Source organism: Acinetobacter sp. GW821-FHT01E09 (assembly GCF_059422385.1).
On sequence record NZ_JBWKWU010000001.1, the window covers coordinates 2,968,534 to 2,988,428 of the forward strand.

Consider the following 19,895-nt stretch of genomic DNA (forward strand, 5'->3'; position numbering starts at 1 on the left):
TTACAACAATAAGTTAACCTAAATATTTGGCACTGTATTGGTGTACAGTGTCAATAAATGCTTTTGGTTTTTCAGGATCAACCCATTGGGTAATACCATGACCTAAGTTAGCGATATAACCTGTTTTCTCACCATTGGCATATGCATCATCCAACATGGCTTTGGTTGCTTTTTCAATAGAATCAGCTGAACCATACAATGTTGCAGGATCTAGATTTCCTTGTAGCGCTGCTCGTCCATTGACTGTTTGGCGAGCCACGTTTAATGGGGTTGTCCAATCTAAGCCAAATGCATCTGCACCTGTAGCAATCATTGGCTCTAACCATTGACCACCGCCTTTGGTAAATAAGATCACAGGTACTTTACGCCCTTCATGCTCTCGTTTTAATCCTGCAACAATTTTCTGCATATATTTGAGTGAAAATTCTAGATATTCACGATGCGCTAATGCGCCACCCCAGCTATCAAAAATTTGTACAGCTTGAGCACCAGCCTCAATTTGAGCATTTAAATAGTCAATTACAGCATCGGCTAAACGATCTAATAAAGCATGTAAAACTTCAGGTTGTGCATACATCATCTGTTTGGTAAAACGGAAATCTTTACTTGAACCACCTTCCACCATGTAGGTTGCCAAGGTCCACGGACTACCCGAAAAACCAATTAAAGGCACCTGACCACCCAAAGCTGAACGAATGGTTGAAACAGCATTCATGACGTAAGCCAGGTCAGATTTGGCATCGAATTTGGGTAAATTTGCCACATCCTGTTCAGTACGAACTGTTTTATGGAATTTAGGGCCTTCGCCTGTTTCAAAATAAAGCCCTAAACCTAAAGCATCAGGAACAGTCAAAATGTCTGAAAATAGAATTGCGGCATCAAGCTCATAACGGCGTAAAGGCTGTAAAGTCACTTCACAAGCAAATTCTGTATTTTTACAAAGAGAAAGAAAATCACCTGCTTTCGCACGTGTTTCACGATATTCTGGTAAATAACGCCCAGCCTGACGCATCATCCAAACCGGAGTCGTATCTACAGGCTCACGCAATAAGGCACGTAGAAAACGATCATTTTTTAAGGTCGTCATTTACTTTCCCAATCAAAAATTAAATTCGCCCCATCATAGCAAAAAGGCCTGCTACATAACCATTTCTAGAAAATTTTTCTCAATAAAGTTTAGGGTCTGTTGACATTTCATAAATGGCTTGCGTTGTAGGTTAAAATTGAGCAGGCAAGGCAGGAAACGAAGAGAATAACGAGACTATTTTCGAGTTTCATAACACAGGCTGAGATAATTTTAGCCACAACCCTGAGCAAGAACAAAGCACTGCTTTGTTTGCAGCGCAAGGCGCAGCGGGGGACTAGCGTGTTTTTTGCCGCTACGTCGTTACCTTGCGAAACGATGTTTCTCATCATTTAGAATGACTAAATTTCGTATTTCGCGCCTAGTGTCGCCTAAAAAACACACGTAGTCGCAAACGAAGACGAATTGTCAACAGACCCGATTTTATAACTTTGATTTAAATTCCCATTGGTATACGAAAATAAAACAAAACCTGCTGACAGGGAAAATGTCTATAGAAAAAAATGATTAACACAAAACAAATACTGCAACACCTTATAATTTCTGCAATACTTACACAGATTTTTAGTCATAAATTATGAATAATTCTTAAGGTTGATCTACATGTTCGTTCGCTCAATTCTTGCTTTGAGTTTAAGCTGTTTATTAACAGGTACAGCTTTTGCTGCATCTACAGCTGAGCAACCTCTAACGCCTAAAAAAGTTGCTGCTCCCGTTGAAGATCCTATTGATCCACTTGCTATTGACAGTTCTGCTTCTAGTGTAGAAACACAGATAAGCCAGCAAGAGCAACAAGACTTAGACAAAGCTGCAAACACGCTACAAAATTTAGAAAAAACTGAGGATAAAAACTCAGGTACTGCTATTGCCCCATCTTCACCACAGACCACGACTGCAAAAACGGTAAGCAATCCAAATGCACCTAAAGCATCTTGGTCTTTAGATGGAATCAACAATGCAGAATGGTATGAAAATATTGGCAAGGGTCAATTCCCTGTCTATGCTCGTGCCCATGTCATGTTAAATAATGCACATGCTTCACCTGGTGCAATTGATGGTTCAAGCGGTATGAATACGCTAAAAGCCATTGCTTCATTCCAACAGATGAATGGCATTAAACCGACGGGTGAGTTGACCAAAGAAACTTGGGATGCATTAGTGTCTCAACAAGGCAATAAACCTGCTTTTGTGGAATACACGATAACTGCTGAAGATCTAAAAGGTCCGTATGCAAAATCAATTCCACGTGATTATGCTTTACAAGCAAAAATGCCTGGTTTGTATTACACCCGTGTTACCGAAATGTTGGGTGAAAAATTCCATATGGATGAAGAGTTCTTAAAGAAACTTAATCCTAAAGCAACATTTAACAAAGTTGGTGAAAAGATCGTTGTCACCAATATCCGTAACGAATTGCCTGAAAATATCCATTTAATTGTGGCGCATAAAGGCGCGAAACAATTGTATTTATTTAATGCGCAAAACCAAATGGTCGGCTCATTCCCTGCCACGATTGGTAGTTCTGATACGCCATCACCAACAGGAACCTATAAAGTTACCGGTGTTGCACGCAACCCTTGGTATAGTTACTCGCCAAGTAACTTTGTACAAGGTAAAAACTTAAAACCATTATCATTACCACCTGGTCCAAATGCCCCTGTAGGGAATATCTGGATTGGCTTGAGTAAGAAATCATTTGGTATTCATGGTACGCCAAACCCATCTGCAATTTCGAAAACAGCTTCACATGGTTGTATTCGTTTGACCAACTGGGATGCCAATGATTTAGGTAAAAAAGTTAAATCGGGTGTAACGGTTAAATTCTTAGAATAATCTTATACTTGATGAAATGAAAACCAGTGTGCATACACTGGTTTTTTATTGCACAAGCTAAAAACCTTATCGTTCCAAAAACAAAACAACATGTTGCTATTTTGCTATTTCATCCCAATTACTTAAATATTAATATTTACTCATGTTAAAAAATAAAGAATTGGAGACTTGAGATGAATACTTTTTTACATCACAGCGAAAACCGTGGTCACGTAAAAATGGGTTGGTTAGACACCAAACATAGTTTCTCTTTTGGTAGCTGGTACGATCCTAAATATATGGGTGTCGGTTCTTTACGTGTAATCAATGACGATGCCATTGCAGCACATAAAGGTTTTGGTACTCACCCACATGACAATATGGAAATTTTGACCTGTGTGCTCAAAGGTACCATTTCACACAAAGACAGTATGGGAAATGAACGTCATATCCATGCGGGTGAATGGCAATTGATGAGTGCGGGTACAGGTGTACAACACAGTGAAATCAACCAAGGTGATGAAGCCGTTCATATGCTACAAATTTGGGTGATTCCAAATGTTCAAGATGCTGAACCGAATTATCAACAAATTGAACGTGATCCTAAAAAATCACCTAATGAATGGCAATTGATTGTGGGGCCAAATGACAATGCGCCGATGCATATTCGTCAAGATGCTGAAATTAAAGCGGCATATTTGGAAAAAGGTCACACACTTGAAGTGAAAGCAACCCAAAAATTTAACTATGTACATGTGATCGACGGTGAAATTGATATTGCGGGTCAAGTCGTTAAAGCAGGTGATGCTTATTTATTTGACGAAGATTCAACACTCACTGCACATGAAGATAGCCAGTTTATTTGGTTTGATTTAAACAGCTAATCCGTATGCAATAAAAAACCTCCGTATGTAATATATGGAGGTTTTTTTATGTCGAGCTTATTGAATAAGTTAGCAGCAGTGTTTAAGCGCAATAATCTTTTTTCTGATCTTTAATCAATGATAAAGCAGCATTCCAAGCGGCCTGAATAATCGGTTCAGCAGCATCACTTTCAAATTGCTTGACCGTATATTCACATATTTGCTTACTCGGATAATGCAGTTTTGAGCTGCTCATGGCTTTGATCTGAACTTGACAAGCCCGCTCTAAAAAATAAATTTCATGAAATGCTCTCGCAATACTATTACCAGTGGCTAACAAACCATGATTACGTAAAATCATGCAACGATAATTGCCTAAATCCTCAACCAAACGCTCTCGCTCTGCGGTGGAAAAAGCGATGCCCTCATATTCATGATAAGCAATATTATTATAAAATTTCAGTGCATGTTGCGACAAAGGCAATAAACCTTTTTCTTGTGCAGAAACCGCAATCCCATCTGCCGTATGAGTATGAATAACACAGTGAATATCATCTTTAGCATGGTGCAAGGCAGAATGAATAACGAAACCTGCGACATTGACCATTTTCCCTTGGTCATAATCGGCCACAATATTCCCTTCATGATCAATCTTCACCAAATCTGATGCTTTCATCTGATCAAATGTCACACCATAGCGGTTAATCAGAAAATGATCAGGCTCATGCGGGACACGTAAACTGATATGGGTATCAATTAAATCGGTCATTCTATAGTGTGCAATTAAACGATACAGTGCTGCCAACTGACAACGTGCTTCCCATTCAGTCTTATCAATATGCTTTGGACGTTTCATCCTAAAATCCTTTTTATTGCCAATGTATAAAACATCATTACTTTTAACGAGAGTTCAACAAATTAACAAGTTTTAATTCGTGAATGGCGACTAAAGCATCAATTTTGGGGTTGCAGAATATAAAAAATCCAAATCAATAATTGAATATTGATTTGGATTAAAATTATTAATTATCATATTTTTTATTATTTATACTTATTAAATTATTATAATAAAGCTTTATCTTTTATTTGTTTTTATTAATTTAAAAAATTAAATTATTATTTATTTTAATTCTTCATTATTGTTATAAAACGCCCTCATTCGTTGTTATAAAAATAGATTTAAATACTGAGCTGATAGAGCAATTTTTTACCCTTAAAAGTTAAATCCTTAATAAAAACAATATCTCTATTATCTAAGTAAGAAATAGCATCATCAATTTCAATGTAGTCTTCATCAATCAACCATGAAATATCCAGTTCGTTTAAGTCGACCATACCGACTAAGTAAATAGCCTGATTTTTATTTTGTCGATTTTGAATGTTTTTTAAAATTTCGCGTATCTTAATCCAGTCTTTCATATTTTAAATCTCATCGTGCTTACAGGTTCTATTATATTTATTGGAGAATTAAATGCTAGATAGAAAAATGCCCTATGCGACAAAATTTGTCGCATAGGGCATCACCATAAAAACCCGTAATATCTGTATAAATTTCATCCATGAATATGAATCAGAATTTCCCCCGACAATCGCTTTAAAATTGCAATATTAAAGCTTGAATTCATCCCCTATATGCTGTTCTCGTGCTTATAGTAAAACAAGGAAAACTCACCTCTGCTTGTAGCGCTTCTTGCAAACTCACTGCGAGCGTCCCAATTTTTATGCATGTGATTGACCTTTGAAAAATAACGATTCCATATTTCACTCGTGTACAAAATTTTGCTCAATGAGATGCCTCTATCTTAAGAAGACTGTGATATGGACTTTGCAGCATCACTTGATTCTAGCTTGATCTCATCGGGCTGGTTTTCTCCACGATTTAAAAATAGATTTAATAAAATTGCAGCCAAAGTTGCTGTACCAATTCCACCCAGATCAAATGATCCAATATGTACACTAAAATTACCTGCCCCCATGATCAAGCTGACCGCAGCAATAATTAAGCTACTGTTTTTAGTGAAATCAATTTTGTTATCAATCCAAATCTTTGCACCAGCCACTGTGATTAAACCAAACACTACAATCGAAGCACCACCTAAAAGAGCCACAGGAATAGTACTGATCACAGCTCCAAACTTAGGTGATAAGCCCAACAAAATGGCAAAGATCCCAGCAATCACAAAGACAGTGGTTGAATAAATTTTAGTGACAGCCATAACCCCAATATTTTCAGCATAGGTGGTCATGCCTGTCCCACCAACAGAAGCTGATAAGCTGGTACATACACCATCGGCAAAAAAAGCACGTCCCATATAAGGTGATAAATCACGGCCTGTCATTGCAGATACTGCTTTAAAGTGACCTAAATTTTCAGCGACCAGAATTATTGCCACAGGCGCAATTAACAGCATGGCATTGGCATTAAACGTAGGTGCAACAAAATGTGGTAGGCCTAACCATGCAGCATTGTTGATGACTGCAAAATCGATAGCTTTGCCAAAGCCCATTACATTGGCAAGGATGAAATATAAGACATATGCACAGACCAACCCCAACAACAATAATAAGCGACGCATCATACCTCGGGTAAATACAGCAATCGCACTGATACATAGAATGGTTAGAATTGCCATCCAAGTATCAAATGAATTTGCTGAAACATTTTTAATGGTGACAGGTGCCAAATTTAGTCCAATGATCATCACGATTGCACCCGTAACAATCGGTGGCATCAACTTTTCAATCCAACCCGTTCCCGTCTTCATGACAATTAAACCAATCGCGGCATATACCAAACCACAAGCGATGGTCCCTCCCAAAGCCAAGGCAATATTCGGATTTGACCCCACACCGGCATAGCCCGTTGCAGCTGCAACAGCACCGATAAATGCAAAACTCGATCCGAGATAACTCGGCATTCTTCCACCCGTCATCAAGAAGAATAAAATCGTGCCGATACCCGTGATAAATATGGTTAAATTGGGATCAAAGCCCATCAGCAAAGGCGCGAGAACCGTTGCACCAAACATTGCAAATGCATGTTGCAAGCCCAAAACGATACTTTTTCCGACAGGTAAATATTCATCAATTTGCACAGGGGTTTGATCTAAATTTCCTGTGTATGGTTTAAATGATGTAAACCATGGTTCTTTTGTCGCCATTTTCTAAGTCCCCATATTGAGAGATCAACATACATTTTGAGGTTCACAGTAACTGCGTTTGAAATATAGAAGCGCATTTAAACTTGGGTTGTGACGAATTGCTTTGACCTGACAAAACAATACATCATGGCTGCCGACCACTTGACTGGATACCACTTCACAATCAAATGAAATTAAGGCGTTATCTAACACGGGAGAACCTGTCACCAGTTCACTCCATTCAGCTTGCGCAAACCTCTGTTGCATCGGTGTTTTGCCACCAAAGAGATTCGATAATTCGGCTTGATTTGAACCCAATGTATTGACACACAAAACTTTATTTTCAGAAAAAATGTGATATACCGAAGCAGCCCGATTGAGACATACCAATAAGGTTGGAGGTGAATCCGTTACACTGCATACTGCGGATGCAGTAAAACCTGCCTGCCCTGCATCGCCTTTGGTGGTGATCACATTGACCGCTGCACCCAGATTAGACATACCTTGTCTAAAGATAGCTTGATCGATTTCTAAATGGACATTGGCTTCACACGGCGTGTTAAACTCAATTATTTCACCAGCAAGTGCACTTTCCTGTTTGATCATTTGCATCATGACGCTCCCACCCCAATGCGCAAATGTTCATCGAGGTTAAATTTCTTTTTGAAAAAAATGATTAAAACGCTTAGACAAATCTAGCCATGCTCTATCCCACATGTGCTACAGATGCAATTTCTACTAAGGCTTCAGGTTTAACCAGTCCGACCTGTACACAATATCGAGCGGGTTTATCATTGGGAAAATATTCAGCATAGACCACATTTACTGCGGCATAATCCGCCCAATCTTTGACGAATATTGAGTTAAAGGTAATATCATCCATTGTCCCACCTGCAGTTTCGATGACGCTTTTAATGGTTTCTAAAATATGCCGGGTTTGACCTGCGGCATCACCGACATAGACCACATTATTATTTTCATCAAAAGCCAACGTACCTGAGACATAAACAATATTGTCTGCTTTGGTTGCTGGCACATAAGGTGCAAGAGGCTTAGCCGTACCTGCTGGGATCACAACTTGTTTCGACATTTTGAATTCCTTTATTTTTCCTTAAAGCATCTTGACCATAGACTTCAATACTAGAGAAGGCACAAGACACATAGCCTGTTGAAAACCATTAAGCCGTTCGACTGAAAGTGACGTGATTTGGCTGTGCCTGATGAGTATTAAATGTCTTTATAAATGACGCCGTGTCAGACACCCATCCAAAAAAAGTTTGAATGTTATATAAGGCTGCCTCTTGCGCTGCTGGAGGACCCGCTTGATAACATGCATCTTTAAGCGCCACACCAAAGTATTCCAAGAAAAAACCATCTCTGAGGGTTGATTCCACACAAACATTGGTGGCAATCCCAACGAAAACTAAATTTCGGATCCCACGAGCACGTAAAATGCTGTCCAGCGCCGTATTAAAAAAACCGCTATAGCGTGGTTTCTCGATCACAATGTCTTGAGCTTGAGGCCTTAACTCATCAATTAATGCAAAATCCCACCCCCCTTTTGCCAATAACTTGCCTTGTAAGTCAGGGTTTTTACGCATGGTTTTTAAGGCATTGGATTTATGAAAGTTAGGAGAACCTAGGCCACCTGCTTCTACATATTGCTCATCCCATCCGTTTTGAAAATAGATCACTTGGATGCCCGCGGTATGTGCTGCATCAATGCTTTTTTTAATATTGGCGACCACAGGTTGAGTCGCGGAAACATCAAAACCAGCCAAATCTAAATAACCACCGATTGAGGTATACGCATTTTGCATATCAATCACGATAAGCGCCGTTTGTTCTGGTGCAAGCTGAATCGATTCTGGTTCTGCTTTTAAGACTCTGCCGGTTCCTGCATGTGCGGTAAAATCTGTACAGACCAGATGTTCTACAGCTTTAGTGTCATTTATCAAAGTCATGCGCTTTTCTCCAAAACGGGTTGAGCTGGTTTTTGATAGCTTGCAACAACCTCCTCACGACAAGTCATCAACGGCTGAATACGTTGTCCAAAATCCTCAACCCCTTGTATAAAATCATCAAAAGTTAAAAGAATCCCTTCTGTACCTTGAATTGTAGAAATTTCATCCAGCATCTTGGCTACATTTTCATAAGAACCGACAATTGTTCCCATGTTGATATTGACGGGTGAAACACTTGAAGCCATTTGACGAATATTGGTATCTGTACCCGATGTTTGATCTTTGCCGCCTTGGTTCATTAACCAATTAATCGCCTCTAGATCTGCGCCTTGGTTGTAGTTCTCCCATTTCGCCATGGCGTGTTGATCTGTCTCTGCGGCAATCACCATAAACAGCACATAGGTTTGTACATCTCTTCCAGTTTGGTCGGTATGTACTTTTAAACGGTCATTAATTTCAACGTAGGCGGTTGGTGTATTTAACCCTTTGCCAAAGACAAAATTATAATCTGCATATTTTGCTGAGAATGCTAAGCCCGCATCAGACTGGCCTGCACAAATAATTTTCATATCAGCTTGTGGCTTAGGCTTAACTTGGCAATCCTCCATTTGGAAAAACTCACCTTTAAAATCAGATGTTCCTGTTGCCCAAAGTTCACGTAAAATTTCGACATATTCAGATAAATAATCATAACGTTTAGAGAAATAATCATTCCCTGGCCATAGCCCCATCTGGGTATATTCTGGTGGTTGCCAACCCGTCACAACATTTAGCCCAAACCGTCCATTTGAAATTGAATCAATCGTAGACGCCATACGTGCCACGATAGCTGGTGGCATCACCAAAGTCGCAGCTGTCGCAAAAATTTTAATTTTGCTGGTGACGGCAGCTAAACCCGCCATTAATGTAAACGTTTCTAAGTTATAATCCCAAAATTCAGTTTTACCACCGAAACCACGTAATTTAATCATCGACAATGCAAAGTCAAAACCATAATGCTCTGCACGTTGTACAATTTGTTTATTTAACTCAAATGTTGGCTTATATTGCAGTGCATTTTCTGAAAGCAACCAGCCATTATTTCCAATCGGACAAAACACACCAATTTTCATAGCTAAACCTCACTGGACAAAAAACATTCTAAAAAAATCTGATCAAAAATTTAAAACTTCACTCAGCTTATAATTATTAATAATGCATACTGCATGCCACTAAATTTAGATAATTGTTTTTATTACCAAAATCTTAATTATTATTTTTTATTTTACCTTTTGGTAAAATTTACGATTTTCTTAAGCAAAAAAATTAAACTAAAATAGTGCATAAATGCGTCATTTTAGATCAGTGAAAATTCTAAAATCTGATTTAACAAAAAATAAAAAACCGCATAAAAATGCGGTTCGATGACATAACAATTGGCTTTTAATAAACCAATATTTAAATACAATAAATAATCCAATAAAAATCAAAATTTAAACCGCAATTATAACTATAACAAAATCAATATTTATAATATTTTATAAGCATCCTCAACAGGTAATCGAGGCAATCTTGCATATATTCTTTATGATCACCATAACCAATATTAATAATCCTATTAGCAGCTGTTATGCTTTTTCCTAACTTTCATTTTCTAAAGAAAGCACTGGCTTTCATCTTACTTTGACCTAAAATATCGTCAAAAAATATAAATCGTACAGGATAACGATTGGCAGAAATAGGCCCCATTTTTACTACATCATAAATCTACTGAATTTGTTCAGCGCTAGTTTCCTTATCTAACCAGCGATTGAGAGACTGGTTACTAAGACCTATTGATGTGAATCCATATTTAGGTTGTGGTTTATAAAACCTCTTCTACTAAATTTTGAATTAAAATCTGATTGAATGTCTTACTCTCCGTTACTGAGGATGCATGTGCTCCTGTTTCCAACAGTGTCAATACGCCATGTCCCAATGCTTTTTTAAGATCGATGCTCTTTTGATATGGCACTAAAAAATCATCTTTGTTGGCAATATAATACACATCTGTTTTCGCCAAAGCTGCGACATGTTCAGGTAAAATTTTAAAATTCATCAATGCATTCATACGTACCAATACATTGTTGATCGGTGGAAAATCATCAAATCCAGAATTTTCAATATCCTGAATTTTTTGAATATGTTTTGAGATATAGGCAGGCGGATATAGGAATAAAGCTTGTACCCGTATATAAGCTTCAACACCTACATTTTCTAATAAAGTCATACGTGCCTGAAAACACTTCTGTGTATGCGGATCAAGCGCATCCCAAGCATTAATAAAAGTAAGACTGGTTAATGATATATCTGTGTTCTGAACCAAGACCGCCAATTCTGCCCCGATGACTGCGCCCAAAGCATGTCCAATAAAATGGCATTGTTTAATTTGTTGTTGATGCAGAATATCGAGAATTTGTTTGGCCATATTTTTGATTGAGTATGATGTTGGCAATGCATCAGAACCCGCATGACAACCTTCTTGATCATAAACAAGTACTTGAAAATATTGGGTTAATGTTTCAATTTGTGGTTGCCAAAATGAAGCGTGCCCACCTAAACCTGAAGATAAGACGACAATTTCAGCATCTTGCTGAGTGATACAAGGGAAAATTTGATAGCTCATTGTTTTACCATTTGATCAATTTGTTGATTTAATAACAGCAAAAAATATGCCGAATACTTGTTATGTTTAAGTTGGTTTTTTTAGGTGTTTTGATGGTGAATGTGAATAGTTGGGTTTCTATCTTATGATTACAGCTTAAGCAGCTATAGATAGCTTTTAGACGGAAGCTAAACACAATTGTGAATGAATCTTTTATTTAAGACAATTGGATATCAAAAAATAGTCCTGCACATTAAAATTTAAATGTTTGCTTAAATCCATTAATTTGGTCATAAAAAAAGCAACAAAAATGCTGCTTGAAAACACATACAACTTCAGCGTTTTACTTAAATATTGTTTCAATCAATCAACGCATCCGTTTTAAGTTATAGGTTACAACACCCCAGATTTCAAACTCTTGCCCTTCTTCAATATAAATATTTTTAAATTCTGGATTCTCAGCTTTTAACCAAACTTTCGGTGGATCAAACTGTTTATCAATCATCAAGCGCTTCACGGTAAAATCATTATCAATACGCGCAATGACAATATCACCAGATTTCGCAGAAATACTACGATCTACAATCAAAGGGTCTTCGATATCGATACCAACATCCAACATTGAAAGTGAGTTTGCTTTGACAATAAAGGTCGAACTTTCATTTCGAATTAAATATTCATTCATATCCAAAGATTGTTCTATACTATCTTGAACAGAAAATGGTACACCAGCTGCAACCCTTTCTGTCGCGAGTGGAATCTGATAGACCTTATCATTCTTTGGCTGAATGGTTTGGATATTCATGCTAGTGGTTAAATCACTAAGCTGGCCGTTTTTGAAATTTTTCAGTAACCAGTTTTTGATAAAATCGACTTGTGACTCTGGGACACGGATGACTTTGGTCGGCTCACTAAACTGTGCCTTACGCCCAGCATTGGCTCTCGCACCTCCGTGTTCAAATTCTACTTTCTTAGACATTATTTATCCTATATGCTTCATAAAAGCCTGTAAAATCAATATAGCTTGAAAAAGTTACAAATTCAAGTTGACGGCAAGTTTTTTTTGAATAACAATAACTCTATCGATCAGTTTTGATACATCTATTTGAACAAGGACGACAAAGATAATCAATATACTTATCATAAATCAATAATTTAGAATACAGACATCTTGTTAATTTATTGATATTTTTGAATAAGTTCTCTGATCCCACTTAAGCACTTAATTGATTGATTTTCTATGTGGAGACATAAAAATGGCGACTCAACGTGATGCAATTCTTGGTTATGCAGACGAACAACATGCTTACTATATTCGTTTGATTGAAGACAATAATGTGTTAGGCAGCCAGTATGGTTTATTTTGTGAAAATACCAATAGCGATATCGCTGAAAGTATCATGACCACATTATTTTTAAAGAAATCATTTTGGCTAAATGGTTCTGAATTTAGTGATATTGTTAAAGGTTTAGAACCTCTTCCACTTTAAGCGGATACCAACCTGATAAAATTGGATATGCTTAGATATTCAACTGAAGTTTATGATTTGATATGTATTTCGTGATTAAAATGTCGTTGTATTCCCCTCGATACAACGACGATTTAATTTTCAATTGATCATAGTATCGATTGCGTTTAGATGTTTGTTATAAGCACTGAACTTTTGAATCAACTGCTTACCGACTAAGATCTCTTGTTTGATTATTCCTTTTTCCTTATTCCTGCTTTTTCGTTTCTTGATTGTCTTGCCCTTTTATTGAGCTTCTACTGAGCGCTTTACCAGTCACCTATACAGGTCATTCATCCGTATCACATTCGCGAGATGCTGAAATACTCAGATCAATTCAATAGCACTGTTTATTCATGGCACTTATTTTGCTTAATAAATATTACGTTTTTCAATAATCGTAATACTCAAGCTAAAATGAGGGCGGTAAATATGGGTTATGTCGCAAAGGAAATTGGTCAAAAGAACAAGCTATTACTCAGCTTGTGTTCTTTTCTGATCCCTATATTGCTCTGGTGTGCGGTCAGTTATTTACCTTTTATTTGGCACCCTCAAGTGCAAATTACAGATTCTGGTAGTGTTCCGTATTTACAGGTCGGAAGCCGTGTTGAAAAAAGTGTGTTCTATAGTGAGGCACAAAATGCGGTCGATCACCATTCTGCACCACCACAAGGTATTTTAGTTAATCCCATTTACTTACCCGCACCACATGAAGTGGCTAAAGCCTTGGTTACTGCATTTACCACACCACCAGAACAACCTGATACACCATGGTTTCATCAAAGCTTATGGCACAGTATTAAAATCGTTTTTTCTGCTTTTTTAATCTCTTCAATTTTTGGTATTCCATTGGGTATTCTCTGTGGTTTCTCACAAAAAATATCGCTGCTTACAGAACCGTTTGTTGAATTTTTCCGTTATTTACCTGCACCTGCATTTGGCGCGCTTGCTGTTGCCATTCTCGGAATCAATGATGCGCCTAAGATTGCGATTATTGTAATTGGAACACTATTTCAACAAATCCTAATTATTGCCAATACGACACGTATGGTCGATAAAGGCTTAATTGAAGCGGGCTATACCCTTGGAACCAATAAACTTAAAAGCCTATTCAATGTGGTGATTCCTGCGGCTTTTCCAGACATTTACCGTGATTTACGTGTCTTGCTGGGTTGGGCGTGGACCTATTTGATTGTGTCTGAATTGATTGGTACGACCTCTGGTATTACATGGTTTATTACCCAACAAGCACGCTATCAAAACTTTGACAATGTCTATGCCGCGATCTTGATTATCGGGGTGATTGGGCTGGTTTGTGACGTGTTATTAATGAAATTGGGCGAGCGTATGTTCGCATGGAAAGCAGGAGCAAAATAATGAATGACTCAACTTTTAATTCAGCTGAATATTTTCAAAAAATTTATGCACGCCCTGTCATCTTAGAGGCCAAACGACTGAGCCAAGTATTTAAACATGGTAAAACTGAACGAACCGTTTTAAATCAATTGGATCTTAAAATCCATAAGCGTGAATTTATTTGTGTGATCGGTCCATCAGGTTGCGGAAAATCAACCTTAAGCCGAGTGATTGCAGGTTTAGATCCATACCATAGTGGTGAGATCTTGGTGGATGGCAAAGCTATTACAGGCCCAAGCCCTGAACGTGGCATGGTATTTCAGGGCTATACCCTGTTTCCATGGAAAACCGTTAAAGAAAATGTCATGTTCGGCCCACGGATGAAAGGTGCCAGCCAAATGACTGCGGAAGCCCATGCACGGGAATGGATCAATATTATTGGCTTAGACAAGTACGAAAACCAATATCCACATCAACTTTCTGGTGGAATGAAACAGCGCGTTGCCATAGCACGAGCTTTGGTCAATGAACCAAAAATCTTATTGATGGATGAACCTTTTGGTGCGCTTGACCCGCATACCCGCCAGAAGATGCAAAAACACTTAATGGACTTATGGCAAAACATTGATATCACCATTATTTTTGTTACCCATGATATGGATGAAGCCATTTTATTGGCTGACCGCATTGTCGCATTAAAAGCCAATCCCGGTGAAATTAAAGAAATTATTGAAGTAGATTTACCACGCCCGCGTTCATTAGATCTAATGGCAACGCCCGCTTTTCAACATTTAAGAGCGCGAGTGGATCAGTTGGTCCATGCTCAGGAAGATGAGCTTGACCCATCACTACAAGACTTACCCAAAATACCGCGTATGACCCAAGTCAGTACGGATAAATAAGCAGATTCATTTTTATAGCCTTTGGGACGACCCAAATCGCTGAGTTCTTTGTTGGACGGCCAACCTTGGTGATATTCATGTCGAGTACATATGTTTTACCCCTTGTGGACATTTCTCTACTCTCCAGTCCTGAGCTTAAAGATCGACTCACAGTTGCACATGCTTTAGATCAGGCATGTAAAGATGTTGGTTTCTTATATTTAACGGGACAACAATTTAAACCTACGTTATTTCAAAATCTTTATCACACTGCACAGCAATACTTTGCCCAAGATACTGCACTTAAGATGCAGAATTATATTGGCTTATCCGAAAATCATAGTGGTTATGTGCCGATCGGTGAAGAACGTTTTGTGGAAACGAGTTATGATCTCAAAGAGGCCTATGATGTCAATTATGATCACCAGAGCCAAGCAGATCGTCGCCCCTTGATTGGCCCAACGCAGTGGCCAAATGACCCGATATTTAAGCAACAAGTCTCAGCCTATTATCAACATATTAAAACGATTGGACATGAAATTTTCCAAAGTTTTGCACTGGCACTCGGTCTAGATGAGCATTATTTTGATGCACATATTTCCAAAGCCCCCAGCCAACTTCGCCTAATTCATTATCCTTACCATCCTGAAATTCAGGATAAAGAAGGTATCGGTGCGCATACCGATTATGAATGTTTTACTTTGCTATTACCCACAGCGCCCGGATTACAAGTGCTTGATAAAACGGGGCAATGGATTGATATTCCCCTGCTTGAAAATACATTGGTGATGAATATTGGCGATATGATGGAAATTTTATCCAATGGTCGATATTTGGCGACCAAACATCGTGTTAAAAAAGTGTCTGAAGAACGCTATTCATTCCCCTTTTTCTTTTCTTGTGATTATGACTATGTGATTCAGCCTTTGATCAAAGATCAGCCTGCACAATATGCGCCTTTAAAAGGCGGTGAACATCTTTTTAATCAAACCGCACAAACCTTTCAGTATCTCAAAGAAAAAGTGGCACGAGGCGAAATTCAACTTGAAAATGCCCGCCCGCTTTATTCATTTGGTTTAAGCCAAAATGAGGAGTCGTGATGAACTTATTAGAACTCTGTACACAACTTAAGCCAACGGATGATTCAACCTGCTTATTGCCCCAATATTTATTGGGTGCTTTTCGCCGTAAGAGCATTACCTTTGCCAATGGTTTAACTGATGAAAATACTCTGGTCTATTGGTTTCAATCCAAGACATTTACCATTGATTTACGCTTAAAAGACCCTCGATCAACCCCCGTTTTAGAACGACAAGGTTGGGTTGGCGATACCCTTTGGGATGCTCAAAATCAATTGCTTTCATGGCATCTCAGCAGTAATTATCAAAATCATGTGCAATGGCCCGAACCTGCAAAATTGTATTCGATTGGCAATGCCATACTCGAGTTTTCACCGAGCCATGCTTATGTTGAGGATTGGCGTCAACAAGCGACTCGTGGCATATATCTTGGATTACGTTTATTTAAAATTGAAAATACTGAGTTAAATAGCAGTTATCCTGCGGATGGCGGCTTCATTGTTTGTGATCATTTTATTGCCTTTGCCAAGTCTCGACATCCCGATATACAACAGGCTTTTAAATCCGCTGAGACGTTAACAGATGCTATTTCAAAGCAACAGATCAGTCTAGAAGCTATCCAAGACTATGAGGTTTCGATCAGTTTTGATCAACAGATCATCGAACTTAGTACCGTCACCAACAAAGTTGGAAGCAAAATTGATCTTGAAAATTTCCAACAGCTTGATCGCAACACACTGGTACAACAGCGAATTATCGATGGTGAACAGTGCCGTTTATATTTCACACTCGATGTATTTCAAGCAGATTTTTGCTTTACAACACTGACGGGTACTTCAACTGCTAGCCAAAGTTGGTTTGGTCATGAAGAAAATCACCTTTTCCATCATGCAAAAATAGCCTTATAAGGAATATTTTCAAGCAATGTCTTTTTTATATTTAATCATTGCCATTGTGGCAGAAGTCATCGCGACTTCTGCCATGAAAGCCTCAGATGGATTTAGCCAGTTGTCTGCATCGATCATCACCGTGGTCGGATATGCGGTTGCCATTTATTTTTTATCACTGACCATGAAAACAATTCCTGTCGGTATTACTTATGCGCTTTGGTCAGGCGCAGGTATTATTTTAGTGTCTTTAGTCGGCTTCTTTTACTACAAACAACACTTAGATTTAGCTGCAATCATCGGTTTGGTCTTTATGATTATTGGAATTTTAATTATTCATCTTTTTTCAAAAAGCACAGAAATATAATCAATGGATAATCCTCTTTTCATGTGATTGAAGTGACGCCCTTATAATCAATTTAAACTTAACTTTCTGATTTTTAATCAGATATACTGTAATGAAAGTTTCACTGATTTGCTTGCTTTCTGGTGTGTTCGCCTCCATTCAAATCTGTTTAAAAATTTGCGACTAAGCTCTATATAATATTTTTGCAACTAAAATAAAATAGCCCAAGACATGCTTAGGCTATTTTTCAAACTATTCGACTCTTTTAAAAAACATTATTTCAGCTCTTGTAACAATGCTGGATAAATCAGACCATCGACATTTTGTTCGGTTTTATAAATCCCATTTTCCACGTTAAATTTATTGACGTGATACGACGAGCCATAGATCGAATCAAAGCCATTGCCTTTACTAAAGACTTTTTGATTGGCTTCTAAATCAAGTAAATGGGTACCATTCACCATCGTTTCGTATTGTTTTGGATCGACCCCAGAACGAATTGCCATAATTTTTACAGCATCTGCATGTGTCGCAGGATCATTGATGTATTTCACCGTCTTGTCCCACACTTGAAGGATCTTTTTCCATTCATCTTTATGTGCAGTTAAATGACTCATATTTACGGTCAGGGTGTCATAAATTAAACCCGGCTTATCCTTCGAGGTATAAATGATTTTTGATCCAGCTACCGCTTTCAATGCTTGACTTGCAACAGGTTGCCATACCGCAATCGCTGAAACATCGGGGCTGGAGAGGACTTGTGGTAATTGATTGGTGGCAGAATTGACCAATTTGATTTCATTGATTGGGATTTTTTGATCTGACATTGCTGTTGCAAGGAGCAAGTGATCGACCAAACCTTTTTCAACGCCAACAGATTTACCTTTTAAATCCTGAATACTATTGATCCCATCTTTGGCAATAATCACATCATTGCCCGCAGAATAGTCCGTCGCCATAATCATCATGCCTTGGGTACCACCTGACGCCGTCACCAAGTTATCGCCATTGGTGACAAATACTGCATCTAATTGATTGGCTGAAAAGGCTGAGAGTGATGCTGAATAATCAAACCATTTAAACTCAACATTGAGACCTGCTTCTTTTAGCCAGCCTTTTTCAATCGCAACCTGCCACGCCACAAAACCGGGCCAATCACTATAGCCAATGGTGATTGGTTTAACATTTGCTGAAGTTTGAGAGCCTTCTTTCGCTTCAGGAATTTTTGCCGTGTTATCACAACCAGCGAACAACATTGCAGATAATAGTGATACCGATAATAAAGATTTATGGATCATACAGAAACTCCCCCGGTTTTCTCGCCTTTAAATTGTGTATTGGTGTGATTTAGCGACTGTATATATACTCGCCAACTGCCATCTTTAAGTTGTAAATTATCGAGCCGCAACGACACTGGAAGCTCTGCAACGATTGCTCCAAAATTTGCCAATCGAATATCCCAAACCGCAACTTCAATTAAAGTTCCTGTTGCATCACATTGCAGGGCTGATCTTGGCATCACCTGACTCCCGATTTAATCATTTTGCAGAATTGGTGGCATCACAGCATCCATCAGCTCCAGATGCCCTTTGATCACACCCTTGAGTGCTGTAAATTGTTGGCTTATATGCCGAAGCTCAGAACTCGCCCCTTGCATCAGCATGACTTGTAAGATTTTTTGTTGATCAAGTTGAATATGCAGTGAACTGATCACTTGTGTTAAAAACTGTTGTTGTAAATCAATCAGTTGATTTCGAAGTGGCATTTGTCCTACATCATAAAGAATGGTCAAAGTGCCGACCATGACTTCATTTGCTTGCGCCTGTTCCGCAATCAGGTGTTTATTTATCATGTCAACAATCGCTTGAGAGCGACTTTCGTAGTGCTGATCAACAATTTTCTGATCGAGTGCATTTAGCGTTGCTTCAGGTACAGTAATGCTGATTCGAGCCAACTTTTGTTTAGCCACAAAATTATCCTTTTAGCTTGTTGACTGAAGTATTTTGTTTGATATACAGGCCTGCACGTACACTGAATAAATCAACAAAAAATGCTTTAAGCGGATGTGTTTTTTTAACTGTTGTTTTGACCTGATTCATAGCACAACTCCATCTCAGTATTACCAAATTAGGTTTTTGTATTACTGATATAACAATGCAGAAAATGTGCCAGTTTTTAACCAAGTTTTTGCTGGTTTTAGCGTGTATTTATGGATGATTTTTGGGCAAAAACAAATTAAATGCACAAGCATAGCGCGAAGCGTTATATAGGTTTAACAGTAAAGCCTTTGCAATTTTAATTTTAATCGGCTAAGTCTTTATAACTTATAACACTTCATCGAATTATGGCTGT

Annotated in this window: 21 protein-coding genes and 1 pseudogene; 8 read left to right on the forward strand and 14 right to left on the reverse strand. The window is 38.2% G+C overall.

The window, feature by feature from the left end; all coding sequences use genetic code 11:
- Positions 1–13 precede the first annotated feature (13 nt).
- Entirely contained in the window at positions 14–1,087 is a 1,074-nt protein-coding gene (gene hemE / locus AC07U8_RS13615; protein ID WP_034611784.1) for a uroporphyrinogen decarboxylase, read from the reverse strand.
- 600 nt (positions 1,088–1,687) lie between these two features.
- On the opposite strand from hemE, the gene AC07U8_RS13620 reads away from it, so the two are divergent.
- A complete protein-coding gene (locus tag AC07U8_RS13620; RefSeq protein ID WP_151803277.1) occupies positions 1,688–2,917 on the forward strand; it encodes a L,D-transpeptidase family protein in 1,230 nt (409 codons plus the stop codon).
- A 173-nt stretch (positions 2,918–3,090) separates the two neighbouring features.
- Complete coding sequence (locus tag AC07U8_RS13625; RefSeq protein WP_494738058.1) at positions 3,091–3,780, forward strand: pirin family protein; 690 nt, start codon at positions 3,091–3,093, stop codon at positions 3,778–3,780.
- An 82-nt stretch (positions 3,781–3,862) separates the two neighbouring features.
- Here AC07U8_RS13625 and AC07U8_RS13630 read toward each other — a convergent pair whose 3' ends face one another.
- The 9 genes from AC07U8_RS13630 to AC07U8_RS13670 form a co-directional block, all read right to left on the reverse strand.
- Positions 3,863–4,615, reverse strand: a complete 753-nt coding sequence (locus AC07U8_RS13630; RefSeq protein WP_494738059.1) for a class II aldolase/adducin family protein — start codon at positions 4,613–4,615, stop codon at positions 3,863–3,865.
- 323 nt (positions 4,616–4,938) lie between these two features.
- Positions 4,939–5,178: a hypothetical protein gene (locus AC07U8_RS13635; RefSeq protein WP_004724636.1), complete on the reverse strand. Its 240-nt coding sequence runs from the start codon at positions 5,176–5,178 to the stop codon at positions 4,939–4,941.
- A gap of 383 nt (positions 5,179–5,561) precedes the next feature.
- Positions 5,562–6,920, reverse strand: coding sequence for a pyrimidine utilization transport protein G (rutG, locus tag AC07U8_RS13640; protein ID WP_494738060.1), 1,359 nt, complete (start codon positions 6,918–6,920; stop codon positions 5,562–5,564).
- A 24-nt stretch (positions 6,921–6,944) separates the two neighbouring features.
- Positions 6,945–7,514, reverse strand: coding sequence for an NADH-dependent FMN reductase RutF (gene rutF, locus AC07U8_RS13645; protein WP_081407363.1), 570 nt, complete (start codon positions 7,512–7,514; stop codon positions 6,945–6,947).
- Between the two features lie 91 nt (positions 7,515–7,605).
- Entirely contained in the window at positions 7,606–7,989 is a 384-nt protein-coding gene (gene rutC / locus AC07U8_RS13650; protein WP_494738061.1) for a pyrimidine utilization protein C, read from the reverse strand.
- Positions 7,990–8,077: 88 nt separating this feature from the next.
- Positions 8,078–8,863, reverse strand: coding sequence for a pyrimidine utilization protein B (gene rutB / locus AC07U8_RS13655; RefSeq protein WP_494738062.1), 786 nt, complete (start codon positions 8,861–8,863; stop codon positions 8,078–8,080).
- Positions 8,860–9,975 (reverse strand): pyrimidine utilization protein A, encoded by a 1,116-nt coding sequence (gene rutA, locus AC07U8_RS13660; RefSeq protein WP_494738063.1) that lies wholly within the window; start codon positions 9,973–9,975, stop codon positions 8,860–8,862. Before rutA ends, rutB begins: the two co-directional genes overlap by 4 nt.
- Before the next feature lie 731 nt (positions 9,976–10,706).
- Positions 10,707–11,507 (reverse strand): pyrimidine utilization protein D, encoded by an 801-nt coding sequence (gene rutD, locus AC07U8_RS13665; protein ID WP_494738064.1) that lies wholly within the window; start codon positions 11,505–11,507, stop codon positions 10,707–10,709.
- 346 nt (positions 11,508–11,853) lie between these two features.
- Positions 11,854–12,465 carry a LexA family protein gene (locus AC07U8_RS13670; RefSeq protein WP_096734619.1) on the reverse strand — a complete coding sequence of 204 codons (612 nt, stop codon included), beginning with the start codon at positions 12,463–12,465 and terminating at the stop codon, positions 11,854–11,856.
- 277 nt (positions 12,466–12,742) lie between these two features.
- Between AC07U8_RS13670 and AC07U8_RS13675 the strand changes: the two genes are divergently transcribed.
- From AC07U8_RS13675 to AC07U8_RS13700, 6 genes are all read left to right on the forward strand, one after another.
- Positions 12,743–12,976 carry a hypothetical protein gene (locus AC07U8_RS13675; protein ID WP_004724652.1) on the forward strand — a complete coding sequence of 78 codons (234 nt, stop codon included), beginning with the start codon at positions 12,743–12,745 and terminating at the stop codon, positions 12,974–12,976.
- Positions 12,977–13,426: 450 nt separating this feature from the next.
- Positions 13,427–14,371, forward strand: coding sequence for an ABC transporter permease (locus AC07U8_RS13680; protein WP_151802538.1), 945 nt, complete (start codon positions 13,427–13,429; stop codon positions 14,369–14,371).
- On the forward strand, positions 14,371–15,252 hold the full coding sequence (locus AC07U8_RS13685) for an ABC transporter ATP-binding protein (protein ID WP_151802539.1): 882 nt from the start codon (positions 14,371–14,373) through the stop codon (positions 15,250–15,252). The genes AC07U8_RS13680 and AC07U8_RS13685 overlap by 1 nt, the downstream gene beginning before the upstream one ends.
- A gap of 77 nt (positions 15,253–15,329) precedes the next feature.
- Positions 15,330–16,331 (forward strand): isopenicillin N synthase family dioxygenase, encoded by a 1,002-nt coding sequence (locus AC07U8_RS13690; protein WP_494738065.1) that lies wholly within the window; start codon positions 15,330–15,332, stop codon positions 16,329–16,331.
- Positions 16,331–17,218 carry a hypothetical protein gene (locus AC07U8_RS13695; RefSeq protein ID WP_494738066.1) on the forward strand — a complete coding sequence of 296 codons (888 nt, stop codon included), beginning with the start codon at positions 16,331–16,333 and terminating at the stop codon, positions 17,216–17,218. The genes AC07U8_RS13690 and AC07U8_RS13695 overlap by 1 nt, the downstream gene beginning before the upstream one ends.
- 16 nt (positions 17,219–17,234) lie before the next feature.
- Positions 17,235–17,564 (forward strand): DMT family transporter, encoded by a 330-nt coding sequence (locus AC07U8_RS13700; RefSeq protein WP_096734624.1) that lies wholly within the window; start codon positions 17,235–17,237, stop codon positions 17,562–17,564.
- 254 nt (positions 17,565–17,818) lie between these two features.
- On the opposite strand, the gene AC07U8_RS13705 is transcribed toward AC07U8_RS13700, so the two are convergent.
- The 4 genes and pseudogenes from AC07U8_RS13705 to AC07U8_RS13720 form a co-directional block, all read right to left on the reverse strand.
- Positions 17,819–18,841 carry an ABC transporter substrate-binding protein gene (locus AC07U8_RS13705; protein WP_494738067.1) on the reverse strand — a complete coding sequence of 341 codons (1,023 nt, stop codon included), beginning with the start codon at positions 18,839–18,841 and terminating at the stop codon, positions 17,819–17,821.
- Positions 18,838–19,059 (reverse strand): annotated as a pseudogene (locus AC07U8_RS13710) (allophanate hydrolase-related protein); the annotation flags it as partial. The gene AC07U8_RS13705 and the pseudogene AC07U8_RS13710, both read right to left, overlap by 4 nt.
- A gap of 18 nt (positions 19,060–19,077) precedes the next feature.
- Positions 19,078–19,512 (reverse strand): CopG family ribbon-helix-helix protein, encoded by a 435-nt coding sequence (locus AC07U8_RS13715; RefSeq protein WP_314338018.1) that lies wholly within the window; start codon positions 19,510–19,512, stop codon positions 19,078–19,080.
- 4 nt (positions 19,513–19,516) lie between these two features.
- A complete protein-coding gene (locus tag AC07U8_RS13720; protein ID WP_004822754.1) occupies positions 19,517–19,642 on the reverse strand; it encodes a hypothetical protein in 126 nt (41 codons plus the stop codon).
- Between the last annotated feature and the right edge of the window lie 253 nt (positions 19,643–19,895).